Source organism: Actinoplanes sp. NPDC023936 (assembly GCF_040639325.1).
In the GTDB taxonomy this organism is placed as follows: domain Bacteria; phylum Actinomycetota; class Actinomycetes; order Mycobacteriales; family Micromonosporaceae; genus Actinoplanes.
Genome location: NZ_JBEZZR010000008.1, coordinates 1 through 15,044, shown reverse-complemented (window position 1 = coordinate 15,044; position 15,044 = coordinate 1). Strand labels below are relative to the sequence as shown.

13 protein-coding genes are annotated in these 15,044 nt (G+C 67.2%); 6 read left to right on the top strand and 7 right to left on the bottom strand.

Annotated features, from left to right (window positions below):
* Window positions 1–23: 23 nt before the first annotated feature.
* Both AB0F72_RS13450 and AB0F72_RS13445 read right to left on the bottom strand, forming a co-directional pair.
* Window positions 24–2,759: a family 78 glycoside hydrolase catalytic domain gene (locus AB0F72_RS13450; RefSeq protein ID WP_360429966.1), complete on the bottom strand. Its 2,736-nt coding sequence runs from the start codon at window positions 2,757–2,759 to the stop codon at window positions 24–26.
* 589 nt (window positions 2,760–3,348) lie between these two features.
* Window positions 3,349–4,491 carry an NAD(P)/FAD-dependent oxidoreductase gene (locus tag AB0F72_RS13445; RefSeq protein ID WP_360429964.1) on the bottom strand — a complete coding sequence of 381 codons (1,143 nt, stop codon included), beginning with the start codon at window positions 4,489–4,491 and terminating at the stop codon, window positions 3,349–3,351.
* 244 nt (window positions 4,492–4,735) lie between these two features.
* Between AB0F72_RS13445 and AB0F72_RS13440 the strand changes: the two genes are divergently transcribed.
* Window positions 4,736–5,392, top strand: coding sequence for a helix-turn-helix domain-containing protein (locus AB0F72_RS13440; RefSeq protein ID WP_360429962.1), 657 nt, complete (start codon window positions 4,736–4,738; stop codon window positions 5,390–5,392).
* A gap of 61 nt (window positions 5,393–5,453) precedes the next feature.
* Here the strand turns inward: AB0F72_RS13440 and AB0F72_RS13435 are convergent, their stop codons facing one another.
* From AB0F72_RS13435 to AB0F72_RS13425, 3 genes are all read right to left on the bottom strand, one after another.
* Window positions 5,454–5,735 carry a hypothetical protein gene (locus AB0F72_RS13435; protein WP_360429960.1) on the bottom strand — a complete coding sequence of 94 codons (282 nt, stop codon included), beginning with the start codon at window positions 5,733–5,735 and terminating at the stop codon, window positions 5,454–5,456.
* Between the two features lie 249 nt (window positions 5,736–5,984).
* On the bottom strand, window positions 5,985–6,509 hold the full coding sequence (locus tag AB0F72_RS13430) for a DUF1877 family protein (protein WP_360430341.1): 525 nt from the start codon (window positions 6,507–6,509) through the stop codon (window positions 5,985–5,987).
* A 71-nt stretch (window positions 6,510–6,580) separates the two neighbouring features.
* On the bottom strand, window positions 6,581–7,072 hold the full coding sequence (locus AB0F72_RS13425) for an SRPBCC family protein (RefSeq protein ID WP_360430339.1): 492 nt from the start codon (window positions 7,070–7,072) through the stop codon (window positions 6,581–6,583).
* Between the two features lie 900 nt (window positions 7,073–7,972).
* On the opposite strand from AB0F72_RS13425, the gene AB0F72_RS13420 reads away from it, so the two are divergent.
* On the top strand, window positions 7,973–8,434 hold the full coding sequence (locus tag AB0F72_RS13420) for a hypothetical protein (protein ID WP_360429958.1): 462 nt from the start codon (window positions 7,973–7,975) through the stop codon (window positions 8,432–8,434).
* 358 nt (window positions 8,435–8,792) lie between these two features.
* Here AB0F72_RS13420 and AB0F72_RS13415 read toward each other — a convergent pair whose 3' ends face one another.
* Window positions 8,793–9,749, bottom strand: a complete 957-nt coding sequence (locus tag AB0F72_RS13415; RefSeq protein WP_360429956.1) for a hypothetical protein — start codon at window positions 9,747–9,749, stop codon at window positions 8,793–8,795.
* 61 nt (window positions 9,750–9,810) lie between these two features.
* Between AB0F72_RS13415 and AB0F72_RS13410 the strand changes: the two genes are divergently transcribed.
* Together AB0F72_RS13410 and AB0F72_RS13405 are read left to right on the top strand one after the other, a co-directional pair.
* Window positions 9,811–10,488 (top strand): TetR family transcriptional regulator, encoded by a 678-nt coding sequence (locus tag AB0F72_RS13410; RefSeq protein WP_360429954.1) that lies wholly within the window; start codon window positions 9,811–9,813, stop codon window positions 10,486–10,488.
* A gap of 532 nt (window positions 10,489–11,020) precedes the next feature.
* Window positions 11,021–13,600, top strand: coding sequence for a right-handed parallel beta-helix repeat-containing protein (locus tag AB0F72_RS13405; protein WP_360429952.1), 2,580 nt, complete (start codon window positions 11,021–11,023; stop codon window positions 13,598–13,600).
* Between the two features lie 91 nt (window positions 13,601–13,691).
* Here the strand turns inward: AB0F72_RS13405 and AB0F72_RS13400 are convergent, their stop codons facing one another.
* Window positions 13,692–13,928: a hypothetical protein gene (locus AB0F72_RS13400; RefSeq protein WP_360429950.1), complete on the bottom strand. Its 237-nt coding sequence runs from the start codon at window positions 13,926–13,928 to the stop codon at window positions 13,692–13,694.
* A gap of 33 nt (window positions 13,929–13,961) precedes the next feature.
* Between AB0F72_RS13400 and AB0F72_RS13395 the strand changes: the two genes are divergently transcribed.
* Together AB0F72_RS13395 and AB0F72_RS13390 are read left to right on the top strand one after the other, a co-directional pair.
* Window positions 13,962–14,228, top strand: coding sequence for a hypothetical protein (locus AB0F72_RS13395; protein WP_360429948.1), 267 nt, complete (start codon window positions 13,962–13,964; stop codon window positions 14,226–14,228).
* Between the two features lie 119 nt (window positions 14,229–14,347).
* Entirely contained in the window at window positions 14,348–14,815 is a 468-nt protein-coding gene (locus tag AB0F72_RS13390) for a hypothetical protein (RefSeq protein WP_360429946.1), read from the top strand.
* Window positions 14,816–15,044 lie beyond the last annotated feature (229 nt).

The window sequence follows — 15,044 nt, the reverse complement described above, 5'->3', positions numbered from 1 at the left end:
GGCGCAGCAGCGGCGTTCGGCGGTCAGGCGGCAGTGCTCCAGGTGAACTGGTGCCGACCGGATCCCACCTCGACGAGCAACGCACCGGATTCGTGGCGATGGGCGCGGCCGCTCTCGGCGACGGTGGCGTCGCCTATGGCGGTCGTCGCCGCGTCCGCGCCACGTAGCACTACCGTCGCCTCGGTGCCGGCAGGCACCGTGACGACGACGACGGCCTGGTCGCTGTCGAGCGTCCACTTCACGGCTGCGTCGCCGAAGGGTGTGCCGGTGCTGGCCGCGACTGCCGGGATCCGTGGGGTGAGCAGCGGATCGACAAGGATCCGGCGCCATCCCGGCGCGGCCGGGCGCAAGCCGGCGAGATCCTCGTAGAGCCAGCGTACGGAACCACCCAGCGAGTAATGGTTGTGCGACATCAGCGGGTTGCCGTCGGCATCGTGACCGGTCCACGTCTCCCACGTGGTCGTCGCTCCGCGTACCACCTGTCCGAGCCATGACGGCGGGGTCTGCTGCAGCAGCAGGTCGAGCGCGACATCGGTTCTGCCGTTGCGGGAGAGCTGTCGCAGCAAGAAGGCGGTGCTGAGGAATCCGGTGCCGAGGTGCGTGTCACGGTCGCGGATGCGCTCGACGAGCCGGTCGACGGTCGCCTGACGTCGTTCCTCGGGCACGAGTCCGAACTCGAGGGCGCGCACGTACGTCGCCTGAGCGTCGGGCTCAAGCAACGCCGGGTTGGTCATGTATGCCTCCTGCCACGCGGCTCGCGCGCCCTCCGCGTACTGGGAGAATCGACGGGAGTCGTCGTTTTCGCCGAGGAGTGCGGCGATCTGCGACAGGATGCGGCTCGAGTGCTCGAAGTAGGCGGTCGCCACCCAGGAGCGCGGCCGGGCGAAGAGGTCGGCCATCAGTTCCATCATCGGTTTGACGCCGTCGCCCTCTCCTTCCGGCTCGAGCCATTCGCCCCAGTGGTAGCCGGAGTCGACGAGGTAGCGGCCGTGGGGCAGCCCGCTGTCCCCGGTGCTCTCGGCCATGAGCGCGTACCGCTCGATCCAGCGGACCATGGTCGGGTAGTTGTCGACGAGCACGTCCCTCGTCCCCGTCGCCTGGTAGACCTCCCAGGGGATGAGCACGATCGCGTCGCCCCAGCCGGCCGAGCCGCTCGGCGGCATCGTGAAACCGAACTCCTTCTCCTTCTCGGTGGGTTCCGCTCCTTCCCTCCAGTTCGGGGAATCGAGCGGGACGATGTCGGTGATGGTGCCGTCAGCGTGCTGCTGAGCGCGCATGTCGACGAGCCAGTTCGTGAAGTAGCGGCCGGTCTGCGCGAGCAGCAGCGCGGTCGGCGCGAACACTTGCGCGTCTCCCGTCCAGCCGCTGCGTTCGCGTGTCGGGCAGTCGGTCGGCACGTCGAGGAAGTTGCCGCGCATGCTCCAGACCACGTTGTCGTGGAAACGGGTGACGAGCTCGTTCGAGCAGTCGAAGGTGCCGTGGTAGTCGAGTTCGGCATGTACCGGGATGCTGGAGAAGTCGAGGAACTCGACGTCGTCCGGCGCCTCGACGGAGATGTATCGGAAGCCCTGGGTGGCGAACGTCGGCACGAACACGTCCTCCTCGCCGGAGAGGATGAATCGGTCGGGGCCGATCCCGATGTCGGCCTGGATGCCGGCGATGAGGTACTTCCAGTCGACCTCACCGTCCTTTCCCAGCACCTCGCTGTGGGAGACGACGATCTCCGCCCCGCGCGGCCCGCGGGCGACGATTCTCGCCACGCCGTGCAGGTTCTGCCCGAAGTCGACAACCAGCTTCCCGGAGGGGGCGCGGTGCGTTCCCGTGGCCGGCAGCGCTGTGGCGTGGGTGGTGGGCTCGGCACTCGCCCCGACGAGGGTGCGGCTCTCGTCGACCTCGGTCACCGGGACATGTTCCGGCAGTGTCCCGCCGACGATGCTCCACGCCGAGCGCAGGCGCGCATCGATGGTCTCGCCGCCCCGGTTGTCGGCGGCGACGATCTCGCCGTGCCCGCCGACCCAGCTTCCGTCGGTCCGGATGACCGAGCGGCTGCCGTCGGCGTGCTCCAGTTCGAGGAAGGCGATCGCGGTCGTGCGGTCGCCGTACATGGCGGGGCTGCCCATGGCGCCGATCCGGCCCCGGAAGCGTCCGTCGGACAGCACGATGCCGATCGCGTTGCGGCCCTCCACGAGGACCTCCGCGACGTCGTGGACCTGGTACTCGACGCGGGTGTCGAACGCCGTGAAACCGGGGAAGAGCCCGGGACCGGTCACGTCCACGTCGTTGATGTGCAGCCGGTACCAGCCCAGCGCGGTGGAGTACACACGTGCCCGGATCACCGGCTCGGTGACATCGAACTCGTGACGCAGGTACTGCACCGGGGCGGCCTCACCGTGCGGTGTCTGCTCGTCGAGCCGGATCCACGCCGCGCCTTCGAACCCCTCCCCGAGGACCCCGGTCTCGAACCATGCAGGGGCCGACCAGTCCGACTCGACCGCGCGGCCGTCACGGACCCGAACCGACCAGGTGTAGGCCGCGCGAGCCGTGAGGGCGGGCCCGGCATACGCGATTGAGGGGATCGAGGGCGTACCGACCCATCCCGACCGCCACACCTCGGCGCCCCGGGCATCGAGAACGCGGACCTCGGCCGCGATCAGTACCACGTCGGTCTCATCCGTCTTCACCTGCCAGGAGAAGACAGGCGGACTGTCGAGAGCGAGTGGCCGGCTCAGTCCGGAGGAGCGCAGAAGGGTGGGGATCACGGCAATAACCTCTCAGCACCGGAACGAGATGAAGCACCTACCTACCAGTTGGTAGGTGTGACGGACGATACCACGCAACTCCCGGAATGGACCCGAAGTTGATGACGGTTGTATTGCGTCATGCTGCTCGTCGTGATCAGCGCGTTACTTGTGCGGCAGCGGCTCGACCAGGTCCGGCGAGCATGGATGCCGGGCACGAGGAGCTTCCCGGCGATGTACCGATACTGCACTCGGGAGGCCGGGTGGCAGCGTTGCTCACGGGCGCAGCGACCCCGGTCGGCCCGATCTCAACTGCAGGCCGTTTCGGCCGGTGTTTCGGGGTCTGTCAAGAAAACGGCTCTTACAGTCCCAGATGAGGGCGTGCAGCGAGTACGTTGTGCAGGGATCAGAGGCGGATTGCGTCGTACGATGTGGCGCCGAGGCTGGCGATTGCGCACGCCGCCGGTGTCCGATGATGTGGACGCGAGGAATTCCGGCCAGGGCGGAGGTCCGCCGTTCTGCTTGCATCGGTCGGCGCAGGGATCAGCTGCATCGCCAACCATGTGAGCCACGCCCGAGGACAGCTACAGAGGAACTGTTCGGGTCTGGGTCAGGGCTGGCCATCGTCCGCGAACTCCGGGGGAAGGTCGCCGGAAAGCAGGTCCTCGGCGCGGCCTTCGAGCATTTTGGCGGTCTCGGTGGAGCGGGGGAGCATGGTGGCTTCGTAGGCGTGGATGGCCTCGGCGACGGTGGGGGCGGTGGCCAGTGCGAGCGCCAGTTCGCTGGCGTCGAGCATGGCGAGGTTGACGCCGACGCCGAGCGGTGGCATGAGGTGGGCGGCGTCGCCGAGCAGGGTCACGGTGGGGGTGTGTTCCCACGTGTGTGGGGCTGGAAGAGCGAAGATCGGCCGGTCGATGAAGGCGCCGTCGTTGGCGGTGATCAACTGCTTCATCCGCTGACCCCAGGCGGCGAATTCGGTGAGTAGGTGAGCGCGGATGCCGGCGGTGTCGTCGCGTCGCAGTCCCGCTCGGGCGATCCAGTCGACCGGAGCCTTCCGCATGATGTAGACGCGGATGTGGTTGCCGCTGTTGCGCTGGGCCCAGAGGGCACGCTCGCCGTCGGCACCCGTCGCGCTGCCCTCGCCGGTCAGTGTCGAGATCTCCGGGTGCCGGTTCTGCACGTCATGGAACCACGCCTCGGTGAACGTGACACCGGTGTACTCGGGAATGGCAGGGGAGACAGCGGGGCGAACTCGGGAAAACGCGCCGTCGGAACCGATGACCAGGTCAGTCTCGATGTTCGAACCGTCGGTGAAGTGCAGCATGCGCGGGCCGGTGGCCGGCCCGGCCAGTCGGGTAAGACCGTGGCCCCACCGTACGGTGCCGGGTTCGAGAGAATCGAGCAGCAGATCACGTAATTGGCCCCGATCGATCTCGGGTTTGAAGAGTTCGCCCTCGTCGGGCATCAGGTGTGCCCGCATCTCGCCGTCGGTGCTCAGGATGCGGGTTTCTTGGCCTTCGGGGCGGGATAGCCGAAAGAATTCGTTGAGCAGACCCGCCTCGCGAAGGGCGATCTGGCCGTTGTCGGCGTGCAGGTCGAGGGTGCCGCCTTGGTTGCGGGTGTCGCGGTCAGCGTCTCGTTCATGGACGGTCACGGTGATGCCATGCCGTTGGAGGATGCGGGCGCAGGTAAGCCCACCGGGTCCGGCGCCGATGATGCTGATCCTGGCGTGCTTGGGTGCGGGTGAGGTCATGACGGTCCTTTCGCGGGTACGCGACGTCGCTGGTTGGTGCGAGACGGGGGCCGGGCTGCGTACTTCCCCGGCCGGTCGCCTCGGCCTAGCCGAGGCGACAGTCGTGTGGTCGTGCGAGGCCGGCCACACGAAACGCCCGTGTCTCGGATGCTCGATGGCCTTGCCCACCCAGGAAACCAGACTGACTTGAAAAGTGCAATGAGTCAACTTATTGCCTCATGCCACTATCGGTTACACTCAGGTCATGACCCAGATTCCCGTCGGCCGTCGCGAACGCAAGAAGGCGGCCACCCGCCAGGCGATCGCCGACGCGGCCCTGCGTCTTTTCCTGGAGCGGGGCTACGATCAGGTCAGCATTCGCGACATCGCCGATGCCGCCGACGTGTCGACCACGACGCTGTTCAAGCACTTCACGGGCAAAGAGGCCTTGGTCTTCGACCAAGATCAGGAAAACGAAACGCAGCTGATCGCCGCGGTACAGCAGCGAGCCGAGGGGCAGTCCGTCCTGGACGCCCTGCGAGAGCATGCTCTGCGCGCCCACCTGCCGATCGCGCTCCATCCGCGAGCACTGGAGTTCAACAGTCTGGTGGAGTCCACTCCGGCACTGCGCGACTACGCGGAGCGAATGTGGACGCGGCACACCAACAGCCTCGGCACTGCCATCGCTGACGAACTCGGCTTCGAGCGTGATGACGTCGCGTGTGTCGCACTGGCCCGGTTCATTCTTCAGATCCCTGCTCTCGCCCGCGGTCGATCGGATCGCCGCGCCGCGACCGAGCGAATCTTCGATCTGATCACCTACGGGTGGAAGACGTTGGAAGCCTCCCCACGCGGTAAGGAGGCAAGCGAACCGGCGCCGGCCAGATCGGCATCCGCGAACAGGGTTCCCAAGGAGGACTGAGGTTTCAGCGGTCGGGTCAGGTGTGTGACTACGGCAGGGCCGTCGGGCTCGGATGGAAGCTCTACGACACCCTGGTGTGGGGATTGTATCGGGTCGGGGGCTGCTCGGTTTTGGCGAGCTCTCCGTCTGGCGCGGTCATGCGCTCTCCGGTCATCGGCGGCTCGCCCGCCGGATGGTCTTCGCCGGCTTCCGCTGGCGGCGCGGCGGGGCGGCCGGAATGGAAAGCGTGGGGGTCGAATGCGCCCCCGGGATGCTGCTGGACGAATTCGCCCTGCGCGTCACTTATCAAGCCCTGGGCACGGTCGGGATCGTTCTGCCGATAGCGGCCCTGTGTGTCACTCATTCTGGGAACTTACCCGGGAGGCGCTCTACCTATCATCCAACGGCGAGTTTCTCGGCTGGAGCGGAATGACCGCGTGGCCGCGCACTCAGCTTTATGGGCCGCCGCCGGAACAGCCGCGTTGAGAAGCTCGCGAGCACCGATGATCTCGACACCGGCCACGCGAGGTGAACTCGGTGTCGTTTCCGCTCTCCTGCCGGCTCGTGAGGCGCCGTACACATCCGCGGCTGCTCAAGCGCGTTGAGCTGTTGCTCAGTCAAGCCAGCAGATCACCGCGTCGCCATCGTCGGCGGCTGCCGCGAAAAAGCTTTTGACGTCCGGCAGATAGTGGGCAACCCACTGCAGCTTGCCGGGACTGTCCCATGTGTCGGGGTAGATCCCGGCCCGGCTCAGCTCGGACTGGTCGACGCCACGAATCAGGTCCTCTTCGGTGAGCGGAGCCAGTTGCGAAGCCGCGACCGCCACCTGGATCGGCGTCAGGTAGGTGGGTGGCCCGTAGCCCCAGTCGTCTTCGAGGCTCTCCAGGAAGTAGAACATCTCATCGCTGTCCGGCTCGGCGTCCGGCAGTTCGACGAAGTCCTCCGCGCCGAGGACCAGCGAATCGGTGAAGCCGAGCCGGTCGAGTAGGAAATCGAGACCGTTCCACGCCTTGTCCGTGCTGGTCCAGCGATCGGAGTTGCCGCGCTTTGCCGCGATGGCGAACTCGTGGGCCCATTTGAGGTCGGTCCTGGCGTGTTCCAGCTCGTCCGGGGACACGCGCAGCCAGTTGCCGTTCATGCTCACGGGCGCAGCCTAAATGCCGGCTACGACAGTTCCGCACTACCAGGGGGAAGGGGAACGATCGCGGATCAGCCCGCCGCGTCGCGGACGTCATGGCCCTGCTCGGCGAATGCCTTGAAGTCCCGCATGTGCTGTAGCGACTGCTTGCGGAAAGCGCCCGGCATCACCAGCCCCACCAGCCGCATCAGCACGCCGCTGAACCGGTATTCGTTTTCGCTCTCCCAGAGCGTCCTGTCTGGGCCGGTCTCGGTCAGCCGCTCGCGTGCGGCGCTCCACATGCCCTCGGCGACGATCTCGCGTTCGAAATGAACGACGGCTTCCCTCGGGATCTTGTGCAGGTCCACCGGGTCCCTGCGGGTGATGGTCTCGGTGCACTCCATCTCCTGCTTGCCCGTCCGCAGTACGACCCGCGACGTCGTGCCGACCTGCCCGTGGGTGCCACTGATCGGCTCGTGCACCACCAGGCCTCGCAACCAGTTCGGCAGATGCGCCGGGTCGGCCAGCAGCTGGGCGACCCTCTCCCTCGGGAGGGCGATCTCGATCGAGACGGTGTACTTCATGGTGGTGCGCTCCGGATTCTCACGGGAACGAGCGCATTTCGCGGTGCCACCCATGGTAGTCCAGCCGAGCCGCGGGTCGTGTCGCCGAGCGGCCACCGGGGGTGGGGTTCTCCGCGTGGTCGTCGCTCGGCCAACACAACTTCACCCTCGCCCTGCGCAACGCCGAGGCGGTGCCGGATGACATCTACTCCGAGGCCGGCCTCGAGCGGCGTCTGTTCGAGGCGACGAAGCAGTACGAGCCGCACGTGGCCAAGGCACAGGTGTTCCCCGAGGCTTCAAGGTCTGGGCGGACCCCGCCACCGTCTCCGAGCTGTCCACGCTCAAGGCCAACCTGGACAATTACGTCAGTCAGGGACAGCTGGCCTTCATCACCGGCACGAAGGACATCGACACCGAGGGGGACGACTGGTGCGGGGTCTCGACGGGATCGGGATGAAGCGGTACCTGGAACTCAACCAGCAGGCGTACGACAAGAGTCAGTGACCTTCTCCGAACGTATGCTCACGGCAATTCGAACACCAGGCCAACCCGATGCAACGTTCATAGAAGCGATCGGACGGCCCGTAGTGACGGTACGTGTAAGAGCGGACAGCGCCGTCGCAGACGTCATCGGCATGGACAGGGCTCACCTTGGTCCACGCCCAGCCCGTAGTCCTGCCTTTCATGGACCCGACCTTCCCATCTGGTCTCACGGAGTGCATCCGGGGCCCTCCACTGAACGTCCTCTTCTGCTGCTGAGGGCGCGCCAGCTCTCAGTGAGCCGTCATTATCGGTGGTAGCACTGCCGGTCAGCCGACGCCTGGAGATGCTGACGGCCCAGCGATTCCCATAACCGGGGCCTACCGCCGGAGGAGACGAGCCATGATCGTCTTTGTCATACCCCCGCTCTAACATCCGGTCATGGCAATCCCTGAACACGTTCCCATCGCGTACGAGCCGGACTACCGCACCAGCTCAATTGGCACGTATGAGGGTGGACAGTTCTTCGGCTCCGTCACGGCCACCCTCGAAGACGGCACCGGGGCAACCGACTCCTGGCCTCGCTACAAGCGGTGGTACGCCGTGCTGCACCGGTTCGACCGGGACGGTGCCCATACCGGTTCGCAGATCTGGTGCGCCGACACCAGCGAAGACGAGGGCGCCTCGATCGGTCGCGCCCGGGCGCGTCTCGCCGACTGGCTGGACGCCCTGCCTGGGCGTGTCTTCAGCGACATCGCCATCAGGCTGTTCCACGTCGAGTTCGACGGTCACACCTTTGGCCTGGTTGACCAGTCCGAGGACTATGACGGACAAGATCACGCGGAGTTCGTACCTGACGACTTGGGCTTCGACCCGCCCTGGGACGGCTGCTACGACACCTGAGGCGACGCCGTTTCAGAGGCGCACTGATCTGCCACGGTCCGCGTGTCAGGAATCGCAGGAGGCGCCGGTGCCTGCATACCGTGAAATGCCACATGCGGGGCCATCACGGTTCAGCCTGACGGCGATCAGCAATGGTCCGCTTTCATCGGTCGCAAGACATCCGGCTGAATCTCAGCTGAACGGCGTGGAAGCCGTTCGGCAGCGTGATGCGGCCACGTCCGCACCCGACGGCATGGACAAGCCGCCGGCGGCCCGCTCGCCCGGTAGTGAGGTGTCGGCGGACGGAACGCAAAAACCGAAACCAGCAGCAGCCCGTCACTCTGTGCCGGCCGACGTGCTGAAGTGCCGAATTGACGTCTCACATCCTGACGCTCAGTTCGCTGATCAGATCTCGGTAGGTGCTGGCCGCCGGTTTCGGTTGGTAGTCGGAGTCGAGGATGCCGAGTTGGAAAAGGGCATGGTCGTGGCTGGTGTTCGCGTCTCGTAGTGCGAAGTGCTCGTACGTGGTGATGTTGAGTTCTTCGCTGTGTTCGGCAATGGTGCGTACGACGGTTTCGAGTACTTCGGCCTGACGGGAATACGGCCGCCCGGTGCCGGTGCCCCAGCCGTGCTCGGTGATGTGGATCGGCACTGATCTTCCGATGCCCGCCGCGGCGAGGCTCTGGTGGCGGAAGAGTTCGATGACCCCTTGAACCATCTCGGGAAGACGTTCGGCGGGGATCGGCTGGAAGACATCGGGGAAGAAGTCGAGACCTGCGTAGTCGAGGGCGGACCGGAATTCGTCACCGCCTCGACGGCCGAGGTCGGTCCAGAACTCTTGGGCCGGGTCGAAGACAGCCGTGGAGTTGCAGCCGATCCGAACGTCCAGTCCGAGCCGGATCGCTTCGCGTTTCGCGGCGATGACGCCTTCGACGAGCGCTCGTCTCGCGGACGGGAAGCCACCGTCCCCACCGGGGCCGGAGTGGTTGGCTTCCTCGGTGATCTGCAGTGTGGCGAGGCATGCCGCGTGCTGGCGCATCTGTGCGCTGATGAATTCCAGCCAGCCGCTGAGGTCGTTCCCGGGTTCCCGGAAGCAGAGCACCAGGTCGAGGCGCCGACTGCCGGTTGCGTACTGGGCGGGGTTCGGCGGGGCCTGCACAACGCCCGGAGCCGCATCGCTGTAGTGCAGATAGCCGCGGACGAGAAACGGGTGCTCACCGTGCAGAGCGTCGAGAGCAGCGTTGATGCGCCCAGGCCGCTCGGCGGGGCCATCGGTGACTGATCCGTCTGCCGCGCCGCTGAGGCCGCCGGGGTAGATGCCAAAAAGAAGCGCCATGACCACACCGTACGATAAACTTGGTGTGACACCAAGTTTGGAGTGACGCTAGGATCTCGGTGTGGGACTACGGGACGAGAAGAAGCAGGCGACACGAACCGCGATCGCGGACACCGCCTTGTCGCTCTTCCTCAGCAGCGGCTTCGACCGGGTCACGGTGTCCGACGTTGCGAGAGCCGCACGGGTCTCGGTCAACACTGTCTTCAACTACTTCCCCACGAAGGAAGACCTCTTCTTCGACCGCCAGGCCGACGTGGTGCAACGACTCGCACGGGCAGCCGCCGGCTGCGCTCCCGGCGAATCGGTTGTGGAAGCGGTGCATCGCGCCTTCCTGGACGCGGTGAGCCGGAATGACCCCACCTTGGGGATCGACAGTGACGTGGTCGCTTTCTGGCGAGTTGTCGACGAGAGCCCGGCGCTCCAGGCAAGGGCGCGCCTGCTCGCCGAGCTGACCGAGGCCGCGCTGGCCGAGAAGCTCTGTGAGATGAGCAGGACTGCCACGGGCTCATTGGTTCCGCATGCCACTGCCGCGGTGATCGCGGGGGTGGACCGGGCGCTGCATTCGGAGATCCGGCGCCGCATATCACTCGGCGAACACCCGGACACCGTACGCACCGCGATCATCAGCGCGGCTGAACGCGCTTTCGCGGCGGTGCGCGCCGGAATGGACACATACTTCGAAACCGTAGAGGGCGGCGAAGGTGGGCCGGACCCGCGCCCGAAGGCAGCCGACGGGTAGCTCGCTGGGCGCTGCACTCGCGGGCGACGCTGATGACGCGACCCGACGTGGCGTACGCGAGCCCCCGGCCGGACACCCGGATCATCTGTTCACGGAATTATTCCTGCAACTTACCTGCAAACCAAAAGCATTGACGCTTTTCATGATCCCTATCTAGATTCAGTTTGATGCAAACGTTTGCTGAATTGGATCTCGGTTGATTGAGGAGCGCGTATGCAAACCGGAAACCCGGCCCGCGCGCCACCGCCGGCCCACGGCGGCCACGCACCTCTGACCTCGTAAGTTGCTCCACCGGATCACTTCGGCCGACCGTTTTCGGCCCGATTCCTCGCGCGTTCTTGTGATATCCGCACGCGCGCCAAAGATTGCCGCACGCACGCCAAAAATTTCCGCACGCACCTGGACATAGAGCCAGCGATCCGGCGTGCCCGGAAATGATCTGCGCCTGCATTCCCGTCCGCCGCGCCGTCACCGGGCGCCTGCGGCCGGGAACCGATCCGCGCGCACCCGCCCCTACTGATCAGGAGGATCAGTGCATCCCACAACCACTCGGCGCGTCCCCCGCCGGGGCCTGCTCGCCGCTCTCGGCGCCGTCCTCGGCGTCGTCGTGCTCATCCTCGGGATGGGCTCGATCGCCTACGCCGACACCCTGTTCACCGACGACTTCGAGGACGGCAACGCCACCGGCTGGACCGCTTCCGGCGGCAGCTGGGCGATCGCCACCGACGGCGACCGCGTCTACCGCCAGTCCGGCACCAGCTCCGACGCCCGGTCTCTGGCCGGCAACGCCGCCTGGACGAACTACTCCGCCCAGGCCGTCGTCAAACCGACCGCGTTCAACGGCACCAACCGGTTCGTGGCGCTGCTGGCCCGGGCGCAGAACAACACCAGCTACTACTACCTGGCGCTGCGCAGCAACAACACGGTCGAGCTCAAGAAGCTGGTCGGCGGCTCGTCGACCACCCTCGACACCGCCTCCGTCGGCGTCAGCGTGGGCACGGCGTACACGCTGCGGCTCGACGTGAGCGGAACCTCACTGCGCGGGTACGTCAACGGCGCCGCCCTGGTCGACGCGACCGACAGCCAGTTCAGCTCCGGCCGCATCGGCGTGGCCACCTTCAACGCCAGCGCCGACTTCGACGACGTCCGGGCCGACACGATCGGCGGCGGCAACCCGTCGTCACCGACCCCGTCATCGGCGTCACCCTCGCCCAGCAGCAGTGAGCCCACCGACCCGGGCTCGAACGTCGCCGACGGCTGGGCCGGCGTCAACGCCTGGGGTCAGAACGGCACCACCGGCGGCGCGGGGGGACCCACCGTCACGGTCGACACGGCTGCCGAGTTCATCGCCGAGGCCGCGGCCGCCGGACCGCGCATCATCGGAGTGCAGGGCCTGATCGCGCTGCCAGGGCCGATGCACGACGTCACCTCCGACAAGACCATCGTCGGGATCGGTGCCGGCTCCGGGTTCACCGGTGGCGGCCTCAACATCGGCCTGCCGATCGACAACGCGATCACCGCGCCGCCCGCCAACGCGGTCAACAACGTCATCGTACGGAATCTGAACTTCCGGAACTGGGCCGACGACGCGATCAACGTGCAGATGTTCTCGCACCACATCTGGATCGACCACAACACCTGGACCACCGGGTCCGACGGCGGTGTCGACATCAAGCGCGGCTCGTCCTACGTCACCGTCTCCTACAACCACGCTGACGGCACCGACAAGAACATGCTGCTCGGCCACGACGACAACAACGCCGCCCAGGACGTCGGCCGGCTCAAGGTGAGCTACCACCACAACTGGTTCGACGCCACCCGCCAGCGCAACCCGCGAGTCCGCTTCGGCGACCAGGTGCACGTCTACAACAACTACTACAACGACACCGGCGACTACGGCATCGCCTCCGCCGAGGACGCCGGTGTGATCGTCGAGGGCAACAGCTTCGAGAACGTCGACGACCCGTACCATCTCGGCGAAGCCTCGTCGGGGCCGGGCCGGCTCGTGGCCCGGGACAACTGCTTCGTCAACTCCGGCGCGGGTCAGGCCGGCGGGAGCGTCCCGGCCGTGCCGTACGCGTACACCTTGCTGCCGTGCGCCCAGGTGAAGGCCGCGGTCACCGCGGCCGCCGGAACCGGGAAGGTCGGTCTGCCCGGCGGTCCCACCGGCAACCCGTCACCGAGCACCTCGGTCAGCCCGAGCCCGAGCAGCGCCAGCCCGACCCCGTCCACCAGCACCACGCCGCCGGTCGGCGACCCCGGCCTGGTCGGCTGGGCCACCCAGAACGGCGGCACCACCGGCGGCGCCGGCGGTCAGACCGTCACCGTGACCGACGGGCAGGCGCTCGCCGACGCCCTGGAGTCGTCGAGCCCGCTGATCATCCGGGTGCAGGGCTCGGTCACCATGCCGGACAAGATGAACGACGTCCGGTCCAACAAGACCGTCCTCGGGGTCGGCTCGACGGCCGTGCTCGACAACGGCCTCAACGTGAGCAGCGCGACGAACGTCATCATCCGCAACCTCACCTTCCGCGGCTGGGACGACGACGCGATCAACGTGCAGCAGTCCCGCAACGTCTGGCTCGACCACAACACGTTCGACGGGCCCGGCTACGACGGCGCCCTGGACATCAAGCGTGGATCGGACTTCGTGACGGTTTCCTGGAACCGGGCCAGCAACCACGTCAAGACCATGCTGCTGGGCCACGACGACGGCAACGCGAGCCAGGACGTCGGGCACCTGCGCGTGACGTACCACCACAACTGGTTCGACAACACCGGCGAACGCCACCCGCGGGTCCGGTTCGGTGACCCGGTGCACGTCTACAACAACTACTACAACGGCAGTGACTACGGCGTCGCCTCCACGATGGGAGCCGGCGTGCTGGTCGAGGGCAACTACTTCGAGAACGTCACCCGGCCGACCGCTGTCGGCTACGCCGAGTCGGACCCGGGCGACCTGGTCCAGCGCAACAACGTCTTCGTCAACTCCGGCGCCCCGGAGAGCGCCGGGGACGTCGCCCCCATCCCGTACGCCTACCAGCCGGACAACGCGGCCGACGTGAAGTCCCTCGTCACCGCCGGCGCGGGCGCCGGCCGGATCAACCCCTGACCGACAGCTGCCGGGACCGCCACCAGGCGGTCCCGGCGCCTTCTGTCCAGGGACGCCGGCCGGGGTAACGCCTGATCTGGCGAGTCGCGGGTCATTCCGCCCGTGTCCGGCCCCTGTCGGCTGAGGCTTCTGTCCGGCTTCGCAGTTCCGCGACCCCATCTCCGGACAGATCCGCCAGCGCGGCACGACGACCGGTCAACGCGAGCATCACCGCTTCGGCGGTTCCCCGAATCAGCGGGCCACTGCCCCAGGACCAATCCATGTCCGTGGCCTCGACCAGATCGGCCATCCGGCGGCGCTCATCGCTGATCATCCCCATGACGTCCACATCGGAACGGTAGCGCACCAGTGGCGCCGCCCGATGCGGGAGTACGCGACGGAGACCATGCACTCGCCACCCGATTTCCAGCCCGCCCTCTTGGACATGCAGCAGGTGATGACCGCCGGGGGCCGGATGCGCCGGCGCCGCAGACTCGCCGTCGGCGGCGTGTCCGCGCTGACGGTGGCGGCTCTGCTGATCGGCGGCAGTCAGCTGGTCAACGCGGGCGGCCCGATCGGCTCCCTCCCGGCGGCCGGCCCGTCGGACCCGGCCGGCGGCCCGTCAAGCCACGGCCGCCGGCCACCTTGACCGACCTCACCGCGTACGACGCCAACGGCGCCACCCTGCACGTCGGCGGCTGACACCCGTTCCCCGCGAAGCCACCGACCGAGATGAATACGTGTGGCTCGCGGGGGAAACCCGCAGTGATGGCGGACGAGCGCGGGGGTCGGCTTCGGGTCGACGGGGAGCTGGACCGATTCGGTGGGCCACCCGGTCCGTACGCCGTGGTGTGCGTGGTGATGGCCGTGATCTGGTTCCTGGTCGGCCTGCTGCTCGACCGGGACGACGGGTTGACCATGATCGTCGTCGACAGCGGAGGGCGGGGTGTCGTCTGGGCGCTGCTGTGGCTGGCTCTCGGGTGGGCTCGCCGCAGACGTACCGGATCCGGTGGTCCTTCGCTGCCCACCGCGGCGGCACGTCGGAAGTACGCCCGGCGCGGCGCGGTGATCGGCCTGGGCGTCGGCGTGCCGTTCTTCGGGGGCCTCATCGCTCTCTGCGTGGGCACCGGCCAATCGTGGGGATACGTCGTGATCTTCGCTGTCGTGCTGGTGGCCCTGGCCACGACGGCGGCCAGGGCGGGCCTGCCTCGCAACGGCTGGGTTCCGGGGGCGTGAGCACACGAACTGCCGGCGCGGGGCGGGTGACGGCACACGCACGGGCGGACAGCGCGGGCGACAGCACACGTACTGCTGGCGCGGGGCGGGTCAGGGAGCACGCAAGCTGTCCGGGTGCCGACGTCGCTGCCCTGGAGCCTGTTGGTTTTTGGGGTTGGCTGCTCGTGGGCAGTGGCTGGTGATTCGGTTCGGGTGGGTGGTGGGCTGCCGCTGGGGCGGCCCGTAGGGC